Origin of the sequence: Sorangium sp. So ce590 (genome assembly GCF_051521365.1) — a bacterium.
In the GTDB taxonomy this organism is placed as follows: domain Bacteria; phylum Myxococcota_A; class Polyangia; order Polyangiales; family Polyangiaceae; genus Sorangium.
This window is the reverse complement of record NZ_CP150346.1, coordinates 7,716,039-7,734,841: the sequence shown is the minus strand read 5'-3', so window position 1 is coordinate 7,734,841 and position 18,803 is coordinate 7,716,039. Positions and strand designations below refer to the sequence as shown.

The following is an 18,803-nucleotide window of genomic DNA, read 5'->3' as shown; positions in this document are numbered from 1 at the left end:
CATGGCCAAGCTCTTGCTGGTCGACGATGATTCGGGGACGCTCGCGTGGATGGCCGAGGCGCTCGACAGTGCGGCGTACGACGTCCGGACCGTGAGCGGCGGGAGCGCGGCGCTGGAGCTCCTCCGGACCTGGACGCCGGACCTCATCCTCACCGATTTCCTGATGCCCGAGATGGATGGCTTCGCCTTCAACCGGCTCGTGCAGTCGCGCGAGCGGGTGCCCGTGATGCTCGTCTCCGTCGTGAACAAGCCGGCGGAGGCGATCCTGCGAGGGGTCGCCGGCTACGTGCGGAAGCCCGTCACCGCCGCGGAGCTGCGCGCCGCCGTCGAGCGCGTGCTCGGCGCCGCCGAGGGGGTCGCCGTCCTCGTCGTGGACGACGACGCGGACATCCGCGCGTGCTACCGGTTCATCCTCGAGCCGCGCTTCACCGTGCTCGAGGCCGAGAACGGGCGCGACGCCCTCGCGCTGCTCTCGAGCGAGCCCGTGGCGCTGGCCATCGTGGACGTCCACATGCCCGTCATGAACGGGATGGAGCTCATCCGCGCGATGCGCGCCGACGCGAGGTTCTGCACGATCCCGGTCGTGGTGCAGACGAGCGATCGGGCCGCGGCGCGCGCGCCCGTCTGGACCGACCTGCACGTGGCGCAGACGATCCTGAAGGACGAGTTCATGGACTGGCTGATGACCCAGATCGACGCCCACCTCGCGCCGGCGCCGCCGCGCGAGGCCGAGCGCGCGTGGTCGACCGCGAGCCGGTAGGCGCCCGGCGGCCTCGGACGGGCGCCGTCAGCCGGGCGTCCACTGCGGGTTGGCCGTGAACAGCCCGGACCCGATGCTGATGTCGTAGGCGAGGAACAGGCCGAAGCCCACGCTGAGCAGGCCCGCGGCCGCGCCGAGGGCGCGGTGCATCCCGCCGAAGCGGGCGTTCGTGTACGCGAACGGCACGGCCAGCATCCCGGTGATCAGCATCATCCCGGCGATCGTGCCCGCGCCGAACAGCGCGATGTACCCGAGCCCCCACCGCGGATCGCGCACCGTGGTCAGCACGAGGAGCGCGACCGCCGCGGAGCCCGCCACCCCGTGCACCACGCCGATGAGCAGCGGCCGGAGGCTCACGTAGGCGCGCGACCGGCCGAAGACGCGATCCGCCCAGCCGACGCCGTCCCGGTGGCCGTCGTGATGCTCCGCCCCCTGCGCCTGCGGCTCGCCCCGCCGGACCGCCCGGTAGAGCCGCAGGAGATGGTACGCGCCCAGGCCGATCAGCATCAGCGCGACCGTGAGCTCCATGGCCAGGCCGACGTGCGGCGGCACAACGAGCCCGAACAGGAGGATGCCACCCCCGATGAGCATCAGCGTGAGGGTGTGCCCCAGACCCCACATCGCGCCGATCAGCAGCGCCACCCCGAGGCTCCGGACGCGGCTCACGATCGTCGCCACCGCGATCACGTGGTCCGCGTCGGTGGCGTGGCGCATACCGAGGGAGAAGCCGAGGAGCAGCAGCGGAAACGCCGAGGCGAACATGGCCCGTTTCGTAGCACGGACCACGCGCCCCGTGCTACGCCGGCGAAGGGGCGGCTCCCTGCAGCGCCCGCGGCGCACCGGCCCTCGCGTGGCGCTCCAGCGCGCGGTCTCGTCTCGTCCGGCCCGCGGAGCTCCCTGGACTCCCGGCAGATCCGGTGAAGAATGCCGTCTTGACTCGGCCCAAGAAAGTCGGTTCGTCGGGCGCGGTGATGCGTGACACACGAACAGCGCAGCCTGACGAGGCGCGCTCATCCATCAGCAGCCGGCAGCAGCCGGTCAGCCGTCGATCAGCCGTCGATCAGCCGTCGATCAGCAGTCCATCCACAACCATCGTCCCACGCCGCGTCGCTTCCAGCGTGGTTCGAGGAATACAGATCTTTTGTACGAGCGCCTGGTCCCCAGGACCCCAGATGCCGTCTCCTCCCGGCGTGTCAGTTGGCGTGGTCTCGACTCAGCGCGTCGATGGCCTCTTGCATCCAGACCGCGTCCTCTTCGGCCTGCTTCAGCCCGTGCATCATCTGCTGGCGCAGCATCCCCGAGGTCTCGCGGATGCCCCGACGAAAGACCTCGGCGGCGCGCTCGTGGACGACCTTGAGCCACGGGGCAAGGACGCGTTTGTCAAGCGGTCCTGGAGCGTCCAGGACGGTAACGCAGGCTTCGATGGCCTCGCGCATGGCACGGGATTCGAGCGCGTCGGCGAAGGCGGAGAATTGGAGCAGCGACTCTCGCAGCGCAGCGCGGCCGGTCGATGAGACTCTCTCTGTCATGGCCGCGCTCAGCCTACCACCTGGGCGACGCCTCCGCCCGTGCGCGCGCTGCGATTGCGCGCGTCAGCGCAGGTGGGATCGGCCCGCCGTCTCCAGCAGCATCGCGAGCACGAGCGGGTCGCCGAGGCCGTGCTCTGCGCCCATGTGCGAGCGGAGGCGCGCGAGGCGCGCAGCGTCCTCCAGGAACAGCGGCTCGTTCAGCCGGGCCGCCGCCTCGCGCAGGATGCCCTCGCGCTCGGTGAGGAGCGCGGCCGCGCCGCTCGGGTCGCCTCGCCCGACGCGGGCGGCGGCCTCGGCGAGCGACTCGCCCGCGGCGAAGCCCTGAAGAGTCCGCGTCATCGACGCGTCGACGGACGCCGCGCTCGCCGCGTCGCTGTCCGCGTAGCGCACCTCGATCGGGATCTCCTCGATCACGTTCTTCCTGGAGAGTCGGTCCTTGTACTTGAGCTCGACGGTCGCCAGGGTACGCTTCCCGGTGCCGGGCTCGGCGCTCAGCTTGAGCAAGAGGGCGTGCCGGTCATCGCGGGCGAACATCGGCAGGAAGAAGCGCATGCCGCCCTCGGCGTCGTCGCGCCGGTCGACCGCGATCCTGTCCCGGGACAGCGCGGCGACGTCGGCGGCGATCTCCTGGGCGCGGACGCGGGAGGCCTCGGCGTCGCTCAGCCGGCGCGAGCCGTAGACGCGGAGCAGGTCGACGCCGCGCTTCAGGCGGACGCGCACCTCGACGGCGGTCGCCACCGGGTCGAGGCGCTTGTCGAGCTCGGTCGACAGCGCGGGCGCGATCTGCGCGGGGTCTCGCAGGTAGTAGTAGCCGCCTGCTCCGTCGCTCGCGATCGCGCTCATGAGCTGGCCGTCGTAGTCGTCGCCGAGCCCGAGCGCGCTCGTCTGGACGCCGCGCTGGAAGGCATCGAGCGCGAGCCGCGCGAGCCGCTCGCCGTGGGTGAGGCCGCTTGTCGCGCGGCCGTCGGAGACGAGCAGCACCACGCGCACGGCGTCCTCGGGGATGCCGGGCCGGCTGGCCTGCGCGTAGCCCAGCGTGAGCCCCGCGCCGATGTTCGTGCCGCCGCCCTCGCGGATCCCCTCGATGGCGCCGCGGATCGCCGCGCGGCGCGGGCCGACCGGGCCGTCCTCGATCCTCACCTCGGCGTCGCTCGAGAAGGTGGTGAGCGAGAAGTCGTCGGTGGGCGCGAGGCGGTCGACGAGCGCCTGCGCCGCGCGGCGGGCGCTCTCGATCGGCGCGCCGGCCATCGAGCCGCTCGTGTCGAGGACGAGGTGCACCGAGAGGTGCGGCCGCGCCGCCGCCGCCGCGGCGGAGCGGAGCGCGAGGCGCAGGTGGAGGGCGCCGCCGCCCGGTCCGAGCGCGGCGCGCTCCAGGTCGGTCCGCAGGCCGAGCGCCTTGCCGGGAGCGAGCGGGACCTCCGGGGCGTAGCGGGCGCCGACGTCGCTGACGAGCTCGCGCTCCGCCTCGGGCACGACGCCGCGCGCGAGGGCGGCCTCGAAGGCGGCGAGGTGACCGCCCCCGGGCCGGTACGTGGTGGCGAAGCGGCCGTTCGGATCGAGCGGGACCTCGGCCTCCGGAGCGTGGGCGGCCGCGCCCCGCGGCGATCCCGGCGGCGCGGCGGCGCCGGCGCGCCCGAGACCGCTGCCGAACCCCTGGCCTGTCCCGGCGCCCGCGCCGTGCCCGATCGTCCCGATGGCGCCGAGCCCCAGCCCCCCGCCGCCTGAGTCCCCGAGGCCGTCCAGGGGGAGGCCGGCTCCGCCGGCGCCCGCGGGCGCGCTGGGGTGGCCCCACGCGGTCGTCGGCGCGCTCGGCTGGCCGCCGGCGCCGCGGTTGAGCAGGCCGATCATCCCGAACTCCGCCGCGTCGCGCAGCGCCTCCTGCGGCGTCCCGTGCGGCGCGTGGCGATCGCTCGGGCCGGCCACCCCCCACCGGTTCCCCATCGCCATCCCGGGCGCGTGCGGGTTGCCCATCGATCCTTCCTCGCCCTTCGCCCTCGTTCCCGTGCCGCCCTCCTTCGCGTCCGCGCTCTGCTCGCCTTCCTCCTCGTGTGAAGCGCGCAGCTCGCGCTCGTCTGCGGACGCGAGGTACTGCTGCACGAGCGCGATCCGATCGGCGCTCATGCCGGAGGACGGGTCGACGGGGGGTGGGGCCCAGCGCGCGAGCGCGCCGAGGAGCCCGAGGTGCAGGGCCGCCGAGGCGGCGTGGAGGGCGACGCTCTTCCGGCTCACGAGCGACCGGCGCGCGCGCTCGCCCGCGGCGACGTCGGCGCCGACCTGGATCCGGACGCCCGTGATCTCGACGTCCACGCGGGCGTGCGCGGGGAGGGGGACGAGCACCGCGCCGGGGATCTCCGCGTGCGCCGCGCCGGCGTGCCGCTCCCGCGCGGCGGCGGCGGACAGGGGCGCGCCGCCCAGGGTGAGCGTCCCCGTCGCGGCGCCGAGCAGGACGAAGCGGACGCGCCCGGCGCGATCGACCTCGAGGAGGGGCGCGCGGCGCGCGCCGAGCACGCGCTCGGGGAGGAAGCCGTCGCACGGGCGCCCGTCGTCGCGCCCTTCGCCGACGTCGAACGCGCGGGGCGGCGCGAGGTGCTGGACGAGGAGGACGGTCGTGCCCCAGGAGATGAGGATCTCCACGGAGCGCACCGCGGCCACCGCGGCCTCGCCGGTGCTCGCCGCGTCGGTGGGGCTCGCGGCCGTGAGGTCTGGATGGGTGGCGGCGGTGGCGCCATCCCCGGCGTCCGTCGTGTTCGCGCTGGGCATAGATCTCCCCTGTGCGCCGCGCGGAGCGGCGCGCTCACGTCATCAGGAACCGCGCCGAGGACGCGCGGATCCGCGTCCTTCAGGCGGGCGCTCGGCCGCGCTGGCCGGCTGTCCGTCGTGCCTGCGGAAAGACAGCGGCGCCGCGCGGAGGTTCCGGGGACGAGGGGGTCAGGTGAGGCGGGGGCGCCGCCCCCGCGATGGCCTACTCGAGGACGGCCTGGTACCGCCCGCTGGGCGTGACGATGACGTGCGCCTGGAGCGGGACGTTCAGCGCGCAGGAGAGATCGCGGAGCTCCTGGGTCATCGCTTGGTCCTCCTCGGTCGGCGCCGGATCGCCGCTCGGGTGGTTATGGGCCAGGACGAAGCGGATGGCTGCCATGTCCAGCGCCGTGCGCAGGATGGTCGCGCGGCCCGCGTAGAGGGCGTCGTCGACACCGCGGGCGAGCATGCGCGTCTCGCGGATGCGGCCGTGGCTGTCGAGCGCCGCGATCCAGAGCTCCTCGTGGACGAGGGGCGCGAGCCTCGGGCCGAAGTACCGCGCCACGCGGGCGGCGTCGGTGAGGAGCGCGCCTCGGCGAGCGCGCGCGGCGTGGGCGCGGCGGCCGAGCTCGAAGGCCGCGGCGAGGCGGGTCGCGTCCACGAGCGCGATCTGGGTTCGCTCGGCGATGGCCGCCGGAGAGAGGCGACCGAGGGAGGGGAGGGCGGCCGTGCCGAGGATGCGCGACCCCACGGTCGGGATGGCGAGCACCATCTCGATCAGGCCGGCCTCGGTCGCGGTCGGGATCTCGGCTGCCGTCTCGGCGGGGGCGTCGGCGGGTGCGCTGCTCATCGGGGCCACCTCCGCCGGCGGGTGAGGGACCGGGCGAAGAGGCGCCGCGCGAGGCGGAGGCGTGTGGCCACCGTCGGCCTCGGGATCGCGAGTGCCGCCGCGATCTCGCGCATCGTCATGCCGGTGGCGGTGAGCGCCAGGACCTCGCGGAGCTCCGCGCGGAGACGGTGGAAGGCACGGAGCAGCCCGCGCGCGACGATGCGCTCCTCCGGAGAGGGCGCCGCGAGGGGAGCGAGCCGGTCAGGATCGACCGCGGGCACCTCGTGCCGGCGGTGCGCCTTCTCGCGGTAGTGCGATGCCTGTCGCAAGGCGACACCGGCGAGCCAGGTGCGGAGGGCGTCGGCCGGCGGCTGTCCCGGAGACGGCCGGAAGCGGCCGGCGCGCAGGCTGCGCCAGGCGCCGAGCACGGTCTCCTGCGTGATGTCGTCGAGATCCGCGGCGCGAACACCGCGGGCGCGGAGCGTGCTGCGGATGAGCGGGCGCTGTTCGAGGAGCGCGGCGGCTTCGAGATAGACGGCGGGGGGCGGCGATTCTCGATGGGGCTCGGGCGGGCGGACGAGCCGGCCGCCCGCCGTGGAGCGCGGCCGGCGGCGTGAGGGCGGATCGATCTCTTGGCCCTGTTCGGGGCGTGGACGTACCGTTTCCATGTCGGACCTCGTTTGCGCGGGGTTCGGCCACGCTGCCCGGACGGTTGGCGCCGTCGCGGGCAGCACTTGCTTGTGGGGAGCTTAGGTGGCGCGGCGGGAGCACGCCAACACAAATGAGACATATGAGATTCTATTCCAGGTCGCAGGAGAGACGACGCCTTCGCCATGCCTGATGCCCGGCTGGAGGAGGTGCTCGGCTTCATCGGGGCCAATGTCCGCCGGATCCGCCTGAAGCGCGGCATGACGCAGCAAGAGCTCGCCAGCGCAGCCGGAATCGCCCTCGGCTTTCTGCAGAAGGTCGAGCGCGCCAAGACCAACGTCGGGGTGGCCGTCCTTGTGAGGCTGGCCGACGTGCTCGGCGTCCGGCCTGGGGTGCTGTTCCGCCAGCGCGAGCTACCGCCGGTGAAGCGGGGCCGGCCACGCAAGGCACGACCCCGCGAGCTGTGATCCCGACCGTTGGGCAAGCGCTTCGAGGCCGCTGCGGAACGAGGCGGCGCCCACGTCACGTGCGTCGCGCGCGGCATCGCCCATGGCACGCCGGCGCCCAGATCCTGGGCCGCCCGCCTGCCTCGGGACGGAGCTGCCCCGGTGGGCGTGACGATGACGGGATCGGCGCGGGGGATGCCCATCGCGAGCGCGCGGCGTGGACGCCGCGGCCGAGCTCGAGTCGTCCGGTGTGGAGCCCGCACGAACACGCGTTGGTCTCCTTGACAAGGCGGCGCAGCCGTCAGGTACGCTACCTTTCACGATGGGTGGGGCCGGGACGACGGGGTGGGGTCGGAGCTCAAGGCGCTCCCCGCTGACGCGGCGGTCAGCGGCCAAGGGGGCTGATGACGCCGAGAGGGCCGCGGTCGACGATGTGGGTGTCGATCATCGTGGTCCGCACATCTTTGTGGCCGAGCAGCGCCTGGACCGTCCGGATGTCGATGCCCGCCTCGAGCAGGTGGGACGCGAAGCTGTGGCGGAGGGGTCGGCATGTCGCGCGCTTGGCGAGCTCCGCCGCGCGTCCGACATCGTGCACGGCCCTTTGCACTGCCGATATTTGTCGTCGATCGAGGTCGACGTCTTTGACACGAAGCGAAAGCGCTTCGAGGCGCCGGAGGCCGTTTCCGTAGAGGAGCTCGCCGATGAGCCGAAAAGGCGGAACGAAGTGTTCGAGCAAGGCGAGCGTCTCCTGTCGCGAGAGGACCGAGGGGAGGTGCTCCGGCCGGCGTGCGCGCTCGAGCGCTTCGAGCCGGGGTATCTGCAGGTCGAGAACCCGCTTGTAAAGGGAGAGGCGCGCGCACCGCGCTTGCTTCTGCGTGGATGCCGCGGGGCGGCGTGCGACCGCAAGCTCGTCAAGGAAGGCCGTGACCTCTTCCGCGCCCATCTGCCGTGGGGGCTTGCCGCTGTGGAAGCGGATGGGTACCCAGCCGTCGGCGCGAATCTTGCGCGACGACACGCCGTCGCCGTCCGAGACCTAGCAACGGGAATACGTAGGTACGCAGCGGCGGCCTATCTCCGCAATCCCGCAGATAGGCTGCGGAAGGTCGCGGCCTATCTGCGGGATTGCGGAGATAGGCCATGATGGGCCGCGACTTATCCTCGGGAATATGGAGATAGGGTGCCACGGTTCGCGGCCTACATGTGAAATGCATAGATATGTCATGCGTCACAGCTAATTGCGACGTTGGGCGGACCACGGTTACGCACACGGAGACCTAAAGATATGACCACGACAGCCGGACGCGGACTCCGACGGGCGGCCGCTCTCGCCTGGCTCGCTGTCGCCGCGGTCGCCGGACTTGGCTGCCGCGACCGAGAACGGGCTGTCGCAGAAGACGCAGCGCCAACACCGGCCCAAACTGCAGAAGCTGCGGATGGCCGGCAGCCCACCGGCAGCCCACCAAGTGCGGATCCGCGCATCCCGGCGTGCCGCCGCGCCTTCCGAGAGGAGGAGCCTTTGCTCCTCCCTCACTCCTTCGCCGAGTTCACGCTGTGCGACGTGCTCGTAGGGATTTTTCCGGACTTTGACACATCGGTTGAGCGTTCGTCGGCAGCAGGAGGTACTGTACGTGTCGATCGCGTTCGGCAGTGGGTCACTTCGGCGCGGACGCTACTGGTAGTTGCGCACTACATTGGCGAAGATGCGGACGCGGAGTTCGTCTGCGGAGGTTGCCGGGTGAACACGCGGCTCGCCGTGCTAGAGCGTTTGGGAACTGCGCTTACGTTGGTAGCGCGGGGCACAGTGCCAGGCTGGGATCCCGACGGTTTGCTTTATGGGCGTACCGAGTTCGATTCCCGTTCGTACTCTTTTCAAGGTGACGAAACTCTGCTTGGGATGCGAACGCCGTGGTCCTACGGCATGATGGGCGGGACGACGCGCTTGAGCCTTTTTCGTCTTGAGGGCACTCAGCTGTCACTCGTCTTCGACGATAGGCTCGAGTGGGTGGCGTCCGGCATGGGTCTCGAGGACGATGACGTTGTCAGTGTAGCAGTGTCGCAGCAAAGGCGCGCGTCCGGCCCCGACGACATCGTGCTCACGGTCCATCAGGCCCGGTGCCGCTGGGAGGAGTACAAGCGGGTTTGCGGTCCCAAGAAGCTGGCCGCACAGCAGCGGTGGCGGTTCGACTCTAAGAGCACCTAACAAAACCCGGTCTGGATATAGCCGAGGCAGATCAGGCATATGGCGAGTTGGAGGAACGCTCGGTGAATATCGGCACGGCGCTCGTACCGCACAGTCAAGCGCCGGAAGCGACGGAGCCATGCGATCGTCCGTTCGACGACCCAGCGGTAACGGCCGAGCTTCTCCGATGACTCGATGCCCTTGCGAGCGATGCGGGGCACGATGTGGCGCAGATGGCAAGCCAAGCGCAGGGCCGGGTCGTCGTAGGCCTTATCGGCGTGCAGTTTTTTTGGGCGGCGCCGCGGTCGGCCGCAAGGACGCGCGATCGGCGGCACCGCATCCACCATAGGCGTGAACATCCTCGAGTCATGGACGTTCGCCGGCGTCATCTCGACGGCGAGCGGGATACCATTCTGATCGACCAGGAGGTGATATTTCGTGCCCGGCCGGCCGCGATCCGTGGGGTTCGGGCCAGTCTCTTCACCCCCCTTTTTGCCGGAACCAGCGAGGCATCCAGCGCAGCACGCTCCCAGTTGATCTTGTCGCCTCCGCCGAGCTCATCAAGCAGGGCCTCGTGGAGCCGACCCCAGACGCCAGCCTGCTGCCAGTCGCGCAACCTGCGCCAGCACGTCATGCCGCTGCAGCCGAGCTCTTGCGGGAGATATTCCCAGGGAATCCCCGTCTTGAGAACGAACAAGATCCCCGTCAGGGCGATTCGATCAGGCGTACGCGGCCGGCCGCCCTGCGGCTTCGGCTCCGTCTTCGGCAATAGAGGTTCGATTCGTTTCCAGAGCTCGTCCGGCACCAATAGCTTGCCCACGCGTGCAATCTAATGCGTGTGCCGTTTGTCTCAAGCGAGCGGGCGCCCGAGCGAGGTCAGCGGGCTATTGTTAGGTGCTCTAAGCAGTATCGGCAGATCAGTGGGAAGCCAATGCCGATGCCCCAGCTCTTTCGTACTCGTTGGGGCTGGTGAGAGATCCCGCTCGTGCCGCGCCAAGCCGCCCAACGGCGGCATGCTGCCGACGGGCGCTCCGCGCCCGCGGCAGATGCCGCAGGCGTTAGCCGGACATGAGCCAAGGTCTCGGAGTGAGGAGATGTTCGCCCGGACCTCCCGGAATGGCGACGTTCCCGTGAAGCGCCTTGCGTCACGCGCCGCCCGGCGAGGCAGCGGACGGCTCGACGAAGCGTTGAACAGACGCTGCCGCTCGGACCTACAGTCGTCGGCCTGACTGTGGTACCTTGTGCACCTATGGCGACGCACACCTTTCGCGACAAGCAGATGGAAGCCCTTCATCGGGAGCTGATTTCCATCCGGACTTCGGCCCCCGAGCCTCTGGGGGCATGGGCGGTGGCGCCCCAGGTCTCGGGGTGGGTCGGGCGTGCGCGTGTCTACATTGCCGCAGAGTTCCCTGAACACCTCGCAGCGTTCGATCGCGCCAGCTCCGTCCCCAATTGGCGTGACATTCCGCGACTCTCCTCGGCAGAGCGCGTGTTCGCTGGGATCACGCGGCTCTCTCAGGAGGAGAGGGACCAAAGACTCACTGTGGAGCGCAATAGCGGTCTGACTGCCGACTGGATCCGCGGGCTGCTGGGCACACTTGAAGGCATCGATACCCACGCGGAAGTGGGTCGACGTCCCCGCGAGCTCGTCAGCTCCCTCCAAGAACCCATGGCCGCGCCTCAAACCTGCGACGTTGTGCTTCTTACGGCATTGCGCGTGGAATACGCCGCTGTGCGCGCGTTGATTACCGACCCGCGTGAAGCTGTCCACCCGAAGGGTACGATCTATGAAGTAGGTCAACTTGGGCCCCTACGCGTCGCCATCGCAGAGATCGGTGCAGGGAACCAGACGGCAGCGATGGAAGCTGAACGCGCGATCGCATTCTTCGTACCCTCGGCCCTCGCTTTCGTCGGTGTGGCCGGCGGTATTAAGGACGTACGCCTTGGAGACGTCGTCGTAGCGAACAAAATCTATGGCTACGAATCCGCAAAGGATGCGGAGTCTGAATCAGTACGTCCGAGTATCGGTGAGCCTGCGTATAAGTTTGTCCAGCGGGCTCGCGCGTCTGGTCGGAATGACAAATGGAAAGAGGGACAGAACATCCCGGCGCAGATTCAAGTTCATGTCGGCGCCATTGCTGCTGGTGAGAAGGTGGTCGCGTCAACCAAGTCCGCGACGTACCAACTGATCAAGAGACACTACGGCGACACGTTGGCAGTTGAAATGGAGGGACGAGGCACGCTGATCGCCGCTCACTCCAACGCTGACATTGCCACCCTCTTGGTCCGCGGGATCTCAGATTGTATAGACGACAAGGCTGATGCGGATGCCGCAGGGAGCCAGGCTGCCGCCTCGCACCACGCAGCGGTATTCGCCGCACATGTGCTCGTCAGTACACTCACGCCGCGGGATCCCAATGCGGCACCCAGGCCTCCGGAACAGCGCAGCGCCCCGCCAAGGCAGGATGTTAGGGTGCGCGCGGATTACGGGAGCATCATACTTCCCGGCGCCGGTCGAGAGCCAATCGACGTAGTGATCATTATAGTCGAAAATCACGGTGTCACCAAGGTTTTCCTCGATGGGGGTGTGTATTTTACGGAACGCGGTGTCACGACAAAGGGCTGGATTGGTACTACTGCTCTCGGCATGCCTCTATTGCCGAGAGAACTGGAAGTCGGCGACGCAGCGTCGTTTCCCGTCCGCGCAAGTGACCTGCTCGAGTACCGATCCAGGATTGATAAATTCTTCGTTAGTGACAGGCTTGGCACCGAATTCTACGTTTCCTCGGAGGAGACCCGTAAGGCAATCGATCTTGCTCTCGACGATTAGGGCGCGGCTGCTCTGCAGAAGTTCGCCGGAGCCGGTAAACCGGAAGGCGCCGGGCTGCCCGTCTGATGAAGCCGGCTAACAAGGGGCTGGATCCGACCGCGCGCTCCGCGCGCGGCGGCTCAGCCCCAGGGCGTTGGGCGGGCAGGCGTGAGCCGAGGCAGCTATGGCTCCAGCGGAGTACAGCCTCCCAGGCGTCTGCCCCTGGCGGGCTCGCGCGGACGGGCCCGTCTCGACGATCGAGGATGCGCGCTCGAGCCCGGATGGGCCCGTCTCGACGACCAGCAGGCCGCCCACTCTCTGAACCGTCCTGATCCTCCCGACTTTTCCGATCGATACGAGGACTTGCGCGGGACGACCTGGGCGCGCGTGCCTGGGCCTGGTATGCTCCAGGTGCGTCGGCGGGAGCGCGCCTTCGCCAGGAGCCGCCCGTGAAACCGCGCGTCTATGGCGAAACGTCAATCTTGAGCTATCTGACCGCGCTGCCAAGCCGAGATGTCATCCAGGCCGCCCGCCAGCAGGTCACGATCGGCTGGTGGGCGCGGCGAGACGAGTTCGAGCTGTTCCTCTCCGACCCGGTGCTGACCGAAGCGCGCCGGGGCGACCCCGCGGCAGCTGCTCGGCGGCTCGGGGCAGCCGCGGGGATCGCTGTCCTGTCAGGAGCCGAGGAAGCGGAGACGCTTGCCGCGGCCCTCATCAAGCAGGCAGCCATGCCCGCAAAGGCAATCGTCGACGCCGCGCACGTGGCCATAGCGGCCGTTCATGGCCTCGATTTTCTGCTGACATGGAACTGCACGCATATTGCGAATGCCACGATGCGACCACGCATAGAGTCCGTGTGTAGAGACAGTGGGTTTCGACCGCCCATCATCTGCACACCAGACGAGCTGCCGCCACAGGAGGAGAAATGATTCGCGATGCCATCGTCGATGAAGTTCGCGCAATTCGCGACGAAATTGCGAAGGAATGTGGCTATGACGTTCACGAGCTGTTCAAGGCGTTTCGACGCCTTGAAGCAGGCAGCGCCACAGACCACGTTTCGATCGTTCCGCGTAGCGGTGGCCCGGAGGCCGCCCAACAAGGCAATGCAGCGGACGAGGCGCAGGCGACGACGCCCGCACCTCGCCGCTGATTGCCAAGGCGTCGTTCGGCCCGCACCCGCCACGGGCGACTGCGCGCCTCGTGATCCGAGCGCGGCGGCCGCACAAGGAGGCCGCCGCGGCGCGGCGCGCGTGGCTCGCCGGCCGCCCGCCGTCGCGCGGAGTCGCGAGCCCTCGCGCAGCGGCGCGCCGCTTCCACCGAGCGCGCTCGCGGCGCGCGCCCTCGGCGCAGACGCGGTGTCCCCGCCGTAACCGCCCACCCATCGCCATGGGGGCAACCCCTTGCGGCTCTCACCGGGGTCGACGATGCTGGGCGCGGGGCGGCGCCTACCGATGGTCCGGGCAGACGCGGGCGGACGCGAGAGGGCCGGCGAGAAGCTTTCCCCCCGGACCCCCGGCGGCGAGGATTGAGGTCCGCGTCGTTCAGGACGCGTCGGCGTCGTCAGCGGCCGGAGCCGCGAGCGACGCTCGCGCCCACGCGTCGGGCAGCAGCTCGTCCAGGCGTTCGCGCGGCCAGCCCGCCTGCAGCTTGCCGATCACCTCCGTCGCCCAGGCGAGCGGGTTGACTCCGTGCATCCGGCACGAGCCAAATACGGTGTAGCCGACGGCGAGGCGTTCAGCTCCCTTGTCCGAGCCCGCGAACAAGTAGTTTTTCCTTCCGAGCGCCACACATCTTATCCGCCGTTCGACTTCACCGTTGTCGATCTCGAAGCGCCCATCCGTGAAGCAGCGCCGCCACGCTGCCTCCTGGTTGATGGCGTACAGCGTCGCGACGTATAGCGGCGTACTTGGCACGAGCCGCAGGTGCAGCTCGTGAATCCACTCATAGAGCTTCTCGAGCACGGGGAGCGACAGCTCCTGCCGGCGCGTCAGGCGTGCCTCCGCGGACAGCGCCTCAGCTTTGCAGGCAGCTTCGATGCGGTAGATGGCCTTGAAGTACGCAAGCGCTACAGCGGCTCGCTCGTCGCCGCCCTTCGCCGCCTTCTCGAACTTCGCGCGGATGTGCATTCCACAGCCGAGCCGGCGCTCCTCGGGCACGATCACCTCGCCACCGTCGTCTCCGCGCAACATCGCACCGTACCCTGCGTAGCCATCGCCCTGCAGGTAGCCTGTGAAGCCCTGCAGCTGGGCAGCCGGATGCTTCGCCCTCCAGTCCGGTGCGTACAGGAACGCGACGAGCTCCGCCCCGACGAAGGCCCAGATGTGCCCTCGCTTCACCCCCGCTGGATGATTCTGATCCAGCACGCGCATCCCGGTGTCATCGGCGCGCAGGTAGCATGCGCCCAGCACACGCTCCTGGATCCTCTTGGCCACCGAGGCGAGCACATCGAGTGCGAACGCCGACCACTCTCCCAGCGTCGACGGCGACAGCGACACACCGAAGCGAGCGTACTGCTGCGCCTGCCGGTAGAGCGGCATCGCGTCCTCGAACTTCTCGACGATGATGCTCGCGAGCAGCCCCGGCCCCGGGCGACCCCGATCCATCACCTTCTCGCTGTCCGCCGTCGTAACCCCCTGCTCGGGGCAGCGCGGACAGGCGAGCTTCTCCCTCTGTTCCTCGATGACCCGGAACTGCGCAGGGACGAACTCGAGAACTTCACTCGTACGGTGACCGATGCACTTCCTGTCCGCGCCGCACTGCGGGCACTTCCGTTCGGCTTCGGGGACGGGCACAACGCGCGTCTCGCGCGGCAGGTGTGCGGGAAGCGGCGCGCGCCCACGCCGTCCTCGCGGCGGCTTCGGCGGCTCAGGAGGTTGCGGCACCAGCCCCTGCTCCGGCTGCGCAGGAGCCTCCGCTCCGGGCTCTGACGAGGGCGTCGAATCAGCGCCCCCCTGCGGCATCTGGGCGCCGAGCTCGGCGAACAGCAGCATCAGCTGCTCGGTAGAGACCTTCTGGCTCTTGCGGCCGTACAGCTCACGCAGCGCGCTCGCGAGCCTCGCCGACAGCGCGGTGTTCTTGTCGCGCAGCTGCACCAGAAGCCCGAGCACCAGCTCGATGAGCGCCGGCACCTGCCCGTCGGCCGCGAGCTGCTCGAGCTTGCGTCGTACATCGGCCAGATCGGCGGGGAGCTGTGCTTGGGACGGAGGGGGACTGCTCACGTGGGGCGCTGGATATCTATCCCGCGCGCATCCATCAAGCGTTGCTTCGACGCGTCGAAATTTCTCACGCCGGGCCTCCAGCGCTTGCGCCGTACGGCCTGCGACAGGTCGAGGCCTTCGAGCATCAGCGACAGCTCGACCGCCTCGACCTCGACGTGCGTCGCTCCCTTGGGCAGGTCGCGGGCGAGGTGGAATCGGCCGCGGGCGAGTTTTTTTGCCACGATCACATAGCCGGTGCGGTCCCAAAACAGGACTCGCACCTGGTCGCCTCGCCGATTCCTGAACACGAACAGATGCCCACAAAGTGGATCGGTTCCGAAGCACTGAGCGACCAGCACCGACAGGCCATCAAAGCTCTTGCGCAGGTCGGTAGGCTCGGCCGCAACGTACACGCGCACCGACGGCGGCAGCGTCAGCACGGCACCTCCTCGGCAGCGAGCGCCAGCACCCGCTCGAGCGTGGCCGGGTCGAAGCCCGGCCGAACGCGGACCACCCGGCCGTTGGGCAGCGCGATCTCGATCGGCTCCGCCGCGACCGGCGATGCGTCGGTCACCACGTGCACGGGCAGGAAGCGCGGCGTCTCCGTCAGCGACAACGGCACCGGCTGCGCGGGCCCGTCAGCCCGCAGCTTCCAGCGCCACCAATACAGCTGCTTGGGCTTGTAGCCCTCGCGGCGCGCGAACTTCTCGGCACTCAGCCCGCTCCGCTCCCATCGACCCACCCGCTCGGCCCACTCCACTCTCGTCGCCATCGCTTCCTCCTTCGTCGCGATGGGAACAGGTAACCGACGCCGCGCGGACGGTCACGATGCCCTTGGCCAGGCGCTTACTCCCCGCCGCTCCCGTCCGCGCCGCGCCCAGGCCGAAGACCCGCGCCGCAGCCCCTCGCAGGCGCTCCCGAAACGGCCAGCGCGCGCCGATGAGAACCTGGCGCGGCTCGCCGACTTCGTGCGGTGCCTCGCGCGGGGCGCGGAGCAGGTCAACCAGGTCTTCCCGGAGGAGAGCCCGGCCCTGGCGGAGCGCGACCGGCTGGGCGAGGCGCTCCTGCCGGAATGACGGAGGGGTTGCGGCGGGTCCGCAGCGCTAGCCCGCCGCGTTCCCGATCCGGCGCGGCGTCAGACCGGCGCGTCTGTCGGCTCGCCCGGCGCAGGCTCGGCGGGCTCGGGCTCGGGCTTGGCGGCGGCGGCGGTGCCCCGGCGCTTCGGGCGGAGCCTCCGCAGGGCGTTGCGGAACGAGGTGGCGCTGAAGCGGCGCTTGCCCTCGGGGATGTCCCAGCAGGCGTTGACGCCGGCGGCGCGCGCCTCGTTCCCGAGCAGCGTGGCATAGGTCACGATGGAGTTGCGGAGCACCATCGCCTCTTCCCGGTTGCGCAGGCCGAGGATGCCGAGCAGGTCGCGGCCGCTCACCTCGTCGAGCAGGGCGCTGCCTTCGCGCAGGAAGACCTCGGTGAGGCCGACGGGCGAGAGGCGGGTCTGGTGCTGCTGGGCGAGCCGGAGCAGCATGGCGAGATCGCTTGTCTCCTCGGTGAGCGTGCCGCTCGTGTTGACGTCGGCGAACTGCTCGGCGACGTCCGGCTCGAACGCGAACGCCTGGTCGGCGAACGCCTTGAGCCGCGCGCGCCACGGCCGGCTCGCCTTGATCACCTGGTCGACGGGCCGGACCTGGTAGGCGCCGGTGCGCCTGCCCTCGCCGAACCAGAGGTTCGCCGTGTCGAGGAGCTGGATGGCGCCGCGGAGCAGCGCGCGGCGCTCGGGGCCGTAGGCCTTGCTCGCGAGCGGCGCCTCGTACTGGACGACCGACAGATAGAGGTCCCGGAGCTCCGTGAGGGTGGTCGAGATCGGTTGGCTCGGCTCCATGACCTCGCGGACGATGCGGTCCATCTCGGGGCGCGCGGTCTCCAGGAAGGACTGGAACTCTGCGGGGGTAGCGACGGCGCGGGTCTCTTTCAGGACCGCGTGTTGTTCTTGCGACAGTTCGATTCCCATGAACCTACCTCCAGTGGGGGTGGCGAGCGGGCGAGCGTAACACCACGGCAGCGCTCGGGACAATCCGATCCAGACGGGCTCGGCCGTCCGAAGAGCACGTTGTCGACGCCGGCTCGGGGCAATCCAATCCAGACGGGCTCGGCCGTCCGAAGTGCACGTTGTCAACGCCGGGCAGCTGCGCTGGCGCGCCGGGACGCGTCCCAGCAGGCCGGGGCGCGAATCCAGCAGACCGTGGAGCGCGGCCGGCGGGCCGTGGAGCGCGGCCAGCGCCGCCGAGACGACCCGGAACCGTGTCAGCCGGTCCGAGGAGGCGTACCAGCAGGTCCGAGGAGGCGTACCAGCCGGTCCGAGGAGGCGTACCAGCCGGTCCGAGGAAGCGTACCAGCCGGTCCGAGGAAGCGTACCAGCCGGTCCGAGGAGGCGTATCAGCAGGTCCGAGGAGGCGTACCAGCAGGTCCGAGGAGGCGTACCAGCAGGTCCGAGGAGGCGTACCAGCAGGTCCGAGGAGGCGTACCAGCGGGTGCTGGCACGCGGCCCGGGGTTGCTGGGGCAGCCGCCGGGAGGTGCTGGCAGGGCGACGCGGCGCGGACAGGGGAAAGAGCGCTTCGCCGCCGGCCCGGATGGAGGTAGCGATGACGACGCCCCGGGACGCGCGGGGGGATCATCTCCTCCAGGTAGAAACACCACGGCTGCGCCACGGCGCAGGGGACAGTGCGGGCGAACTCGACGCGGCCGCCGCCCGCGGTCCGAACCCGCCCTCGAGCTCCTCGTCGCCGGCAACATGCCCGAGTTCGGGCCAGGGGGAAGCCAGCGCCGTCACGCCCCCGACCTCGACGCCGCGGCCGCGCTGTCTGCTGGCTCGCCGCGTCACTACTCGAAGGAAATGGCGAACGACGAGCCCCACGGCGCGACGACCTTTGCCGCGAGGGATTGGATTTCCGGCGCGGCCGCGGCGCCAGTCGACCATCTCGCGATCAGGCGCGCCAGCTCGAACGACGCGGCAAGCTCGGCCTGCGTAAGTTTCAGGACTTCGCCGGGGGCGCCCTGCTGGTGCAGATCGCACATGAAGGTGTGCAGCGCCGACATGCCGCGCTCCAGCTCCATGGGGCCGCGCTCCTGCTCCGATGCAGCTGCGGCTGGGTCGCCCGACTGCGCGAGCTCGAACGCTGCGACGAGCCCAACCGGCACCCATTCGCGCAACTCGGCCTCCTCCGCGGACTCCGTGGCTTCTGTCGGGGGCAACGACGTCCACGGCGCCAGCGCCTCGGCCGCCAGCGGCTGGATCTCTGCCGACGCCACGCCCGTGTCTGCCCAGATGGCCACGAGATCCGCCAGCCTGCGGGCGGCCGCGGCCTCCTCGTCGGTGACCGGCGGCCCTTCGTACCGACCGTCGCGGAGCTCGTAGATCGCGATCTGGAACGCCCGCAAGGCGCGCGCGAGGTCGCCATGGGTGACGCCCAGCTCGGCCGCGACGGCGGCCGGGCGGACCGACTCGGCCAGACGATCGGTCGCCGCGATGCCCGTGATGATCAGGTCCCATTCGTCATCATCGGACCCAACCTCCTCACTTCCATCGTTCTCCACGCTCCCGGCAGGCGGCGCGACAAAGCCGAGGCACGCCACCACGGCTACCCCAAAGAGACCACGTCGTTTCATCGCTGT

At 70.0% G+C, this 18,803-nt stretch carries 17 protein-coding genes and 1 pseudogene; 6 read left to right on the top strand and 12 right to left on the bottom strand.

Annotation, left to right across the window (positions count from 1 at the left end; all coding sequences use genetic code 11):
- Position 1 precedes the first annotated feature (1 nt).
- A complete protein-coding gene (locus WMF28_RS28985) occupies positions 2–760 on the top strand; it encodes a response regulator (RefSeq protein WP_437596570.1) in 759 nt (252 codons plus the stop codon).
- 27 nt (positions 761–787) lie between these two features.
- Here WMF28_RS28985 and WMF28_RS28980 read toward each other — a convergent pair whose 3' ends face one another.
- The 5 genes from WMF28_RS28980 to WMF28_RS28960 form a co-directional block, all read right to left on the bottom strand.
- Positions 788–1,522: a high-affinity nickel-transport family protein gene (locus WMF28_RS28980; protein WP_437596569.1), complete on the bottom strand. Its 735-nt coding sequence runs from the start codon at positions 1,520–1,522 to the stop codon at positions 788–790.
- Between the two features lie 431 nt (positions 1,523–1,953).
- Complete coding sequence (locus WMF28_RS28975; RefSeq protein ID WP_437596568.1) at positions 1,954–2,196, bottom strand: hypothetical protein; 243 nt, start codon at positions 2,194–2,196, stop codon at positions 1,954–1,956.
- 156 nt (positions 2,197–2,352) lie between these two features.
- Positions 2,353–5,049 carry a vWA domain-containing protein gene (locus tag WMF28_RS28970; protein ID WP_437596567.1) on the bottom strand — a complete coding sequence of 899 codons (2,697 nt, stop codon included), beginning with the start codon at positions 5,047–5,049 and terminating at the stop codon, positions 2,353–2,355.
- A 202-nt stretch (positions 5,050–5,251) separates the two neighbouring features.
- Positions 5,252–5,878 (bottom strand): JAB domain-containing protein, encoded by a 627-nt coding sequence (locus tag WMF28_RS28965; RefSeq protein WP_437596566.1) that lies wholly within the window; start codon positions 5,876–5,878, stop codon positions 5,252–5,254.
- The gene (locus tag WMF28_RS28960; RefSeq protein ID WP_437596565.1) at positions 5,875–6,525 is read right to left on the bottom strand and encodes an RNA polymerase sigma factor; all 651 of its coding nucleotides are present in this window, start codon (positions 6,523–6,525) and stop codon (positions 5,875–5,877) included. Before WMF28_RS28960 ends, WMF28_RS28965 begins: the two co-directional genes overlap by 4 nt.
- 165 nt (positions 6,526–6,690) lie before the next feature.
- Here WMF28_RS28960 and WMF28_RS28955 point away from each other — a divergent pair, with 165 nt between their 5' ends.
- Positions 6,691–6,972: a helix-turn-helix domain-containing protein gene (locus WMF28_RS28955; RefSeq protein WP_437596564.1), complete on the top strand. Its 282-nt coding sequence runs from the start codon at positions 6,691–6,693 to the stop codon at positions 6,970–6,972.
- Positions 6,973–7,336: 364 nt separating this feature from the next.
- Here the strand turns inward: WMF28_RS28955 and WMF28_RS28950 are convergent, their stop codons facing one another.
- Complete coding sequence (locus WMF28_RS28950) at positions 7,337–7,966, bottom strand: tyrosine-type recombinase/integrase (protein WP_437596563.1); 630 nt, start codon at positions 7,964–7,966, stop codon at positions 7,337–7,339.
- A gap of 501 nt (positions 7,967–8,467) precedes the next feature.
- Here WMF28_RS28950 and WMF28_RS28945 point away from each other — a divergent pair.
- Positions 8,468–9,151 carry a hypothetical protein gene (locus WMF28_RS28945; RefSeq protein ID WP_437596562.1) on the top strand — a complete coding sequence of 228 codons (684 nt, stop codon included), beginning with the start codon at positions 8,468–8,470 and terminating at the stop codon, positions 9,149–9,151.
- Here WMF28_RS28945 and WMF28_RS28940 read toward each other — a convergent pair.
- Positions 9,148–9,935: pseudogene (locus WMF28_RS28940) on the bottom strand (IS5 family transposase). The gene WMF28_RS28945 and the pseudogene WMF28_RS28940 sit on opposite strands and share 4 nt — an antisense overlap.
- A 444-nt stretch (positions 9,936–10,379) precedes the next feature.
- Here WMF28_RS28940 and WMF28_RS28935 point away from each other — a divergent pair.
- The 3 genes from WMF28_RS28935 to WMF28_RS28925 all read left to right on the top strand — a co-directional run bounded on the left by WMF28_RS28935 (position 10,380) and on the right by WMF28_RS28925 (position 13,089).
- Positions 10,380–11,960 (top strand): phosphorylase family protein, encoded by a 1,581-nt coding sequence (locus WMF28_RS28935; protein ID WP_437596561.1) that lies wholly within the window; start codon positions 10,380–10,382, stop codon positions 11,958–11,960.
- Positions 11,961–12,388: 428 nt separating this feature from the next.
- Entirely contained in the window at positions 12,389–12,868 is a 480-nt protein-coding gene (locus tag WMF28_RS28930; protein WP_437596560.1) for a type II toxin-antitoxin system VapC family toxin, read from the top strand.
- On the top strand, positions 12,865–13,089 hold the full coding sequence (locus WMF28_RS28925; RefSeq protein WP_437596559.1) for a hypothetical protein: 225 nt from the start codon (positions 12,865–12,867) through the stop codon (positions 13,087–13,089). Before WMF28_RS28930 ends, WMF28_RS28925 begins: the two co-directional genes overlap by 4 nt.
- Positions 13,090–13,480: 391 nt before the next feature.
- Here the strand turns inward: WMF28_RS28925 and tnpC are convergent, their stop codons facing one another.
- The 5 genes from tnpC to WMF28_RS28900 form a co-directional block, all read right to left on the bottom strand.
- On the bottom strand, positions 13,481–15,157 hold the full coding sequence (gene tnpC, locus WMF28_RS28920) for an IS66 family transposase (RefSeq protein ID WP_437596558.1): 1,677 nt from the start codon (positions 15,155–15,157) through the stop codon (positions 13,481–13,483).
- Entirely contained in the window at positions 15,154–15,576 is a 423-nt protein-coding gene (gene tnpB / locus WMF28_RS28915; protein ID WP_437596557.1) for an IS66 family insertion sequence element accessory protein TnpB, read from the bottom strand. The genes tnpC and tnpB overlap by 4 nt, the downstream gene beginning before the upstream one ends.
- Positions 15,570–15,908, bottom strand: a complete 339-nt coding sequence (gene tnpA, locus WMF28_RS28910; protein ID WP_437596556.1) for an IS66 family insertion sequence element accessory protein TnpA — start codon at positions 15,906–15,908, stop codon at positions 15,570–15,572. The genes tnpB and tnpA overlap by 7 nt, the downstream gene beginning before the upstream one ends.
- A gap of 363 nt (positions 15,909–16,271) precedes the next feature.
- Positions 16,272–17,141 (bottom strand): hypothetical protein, encoded by an 870-nt coding sequence (locus WMF28_RS28905; protein ID WP_437596555.1) that lies wholly within the window; start codon positions 17,139–17,141, stop codon positions 16,272–16,274.
- A gap of 870 nt (positions 17,142–18,011) precedes the next feature.
- Complete coding sequence (locus WMF28_RS28900) at positions 18,012–18,797, bottom strand: hypothetical protein (protein ID WP_437596554.1); 786 nt, start codon at positions 18,795–18,797, stop codon at positions 18,012–18,014.
- Positions 18,798–18,803: the final 6 nt, after the last annotated feature.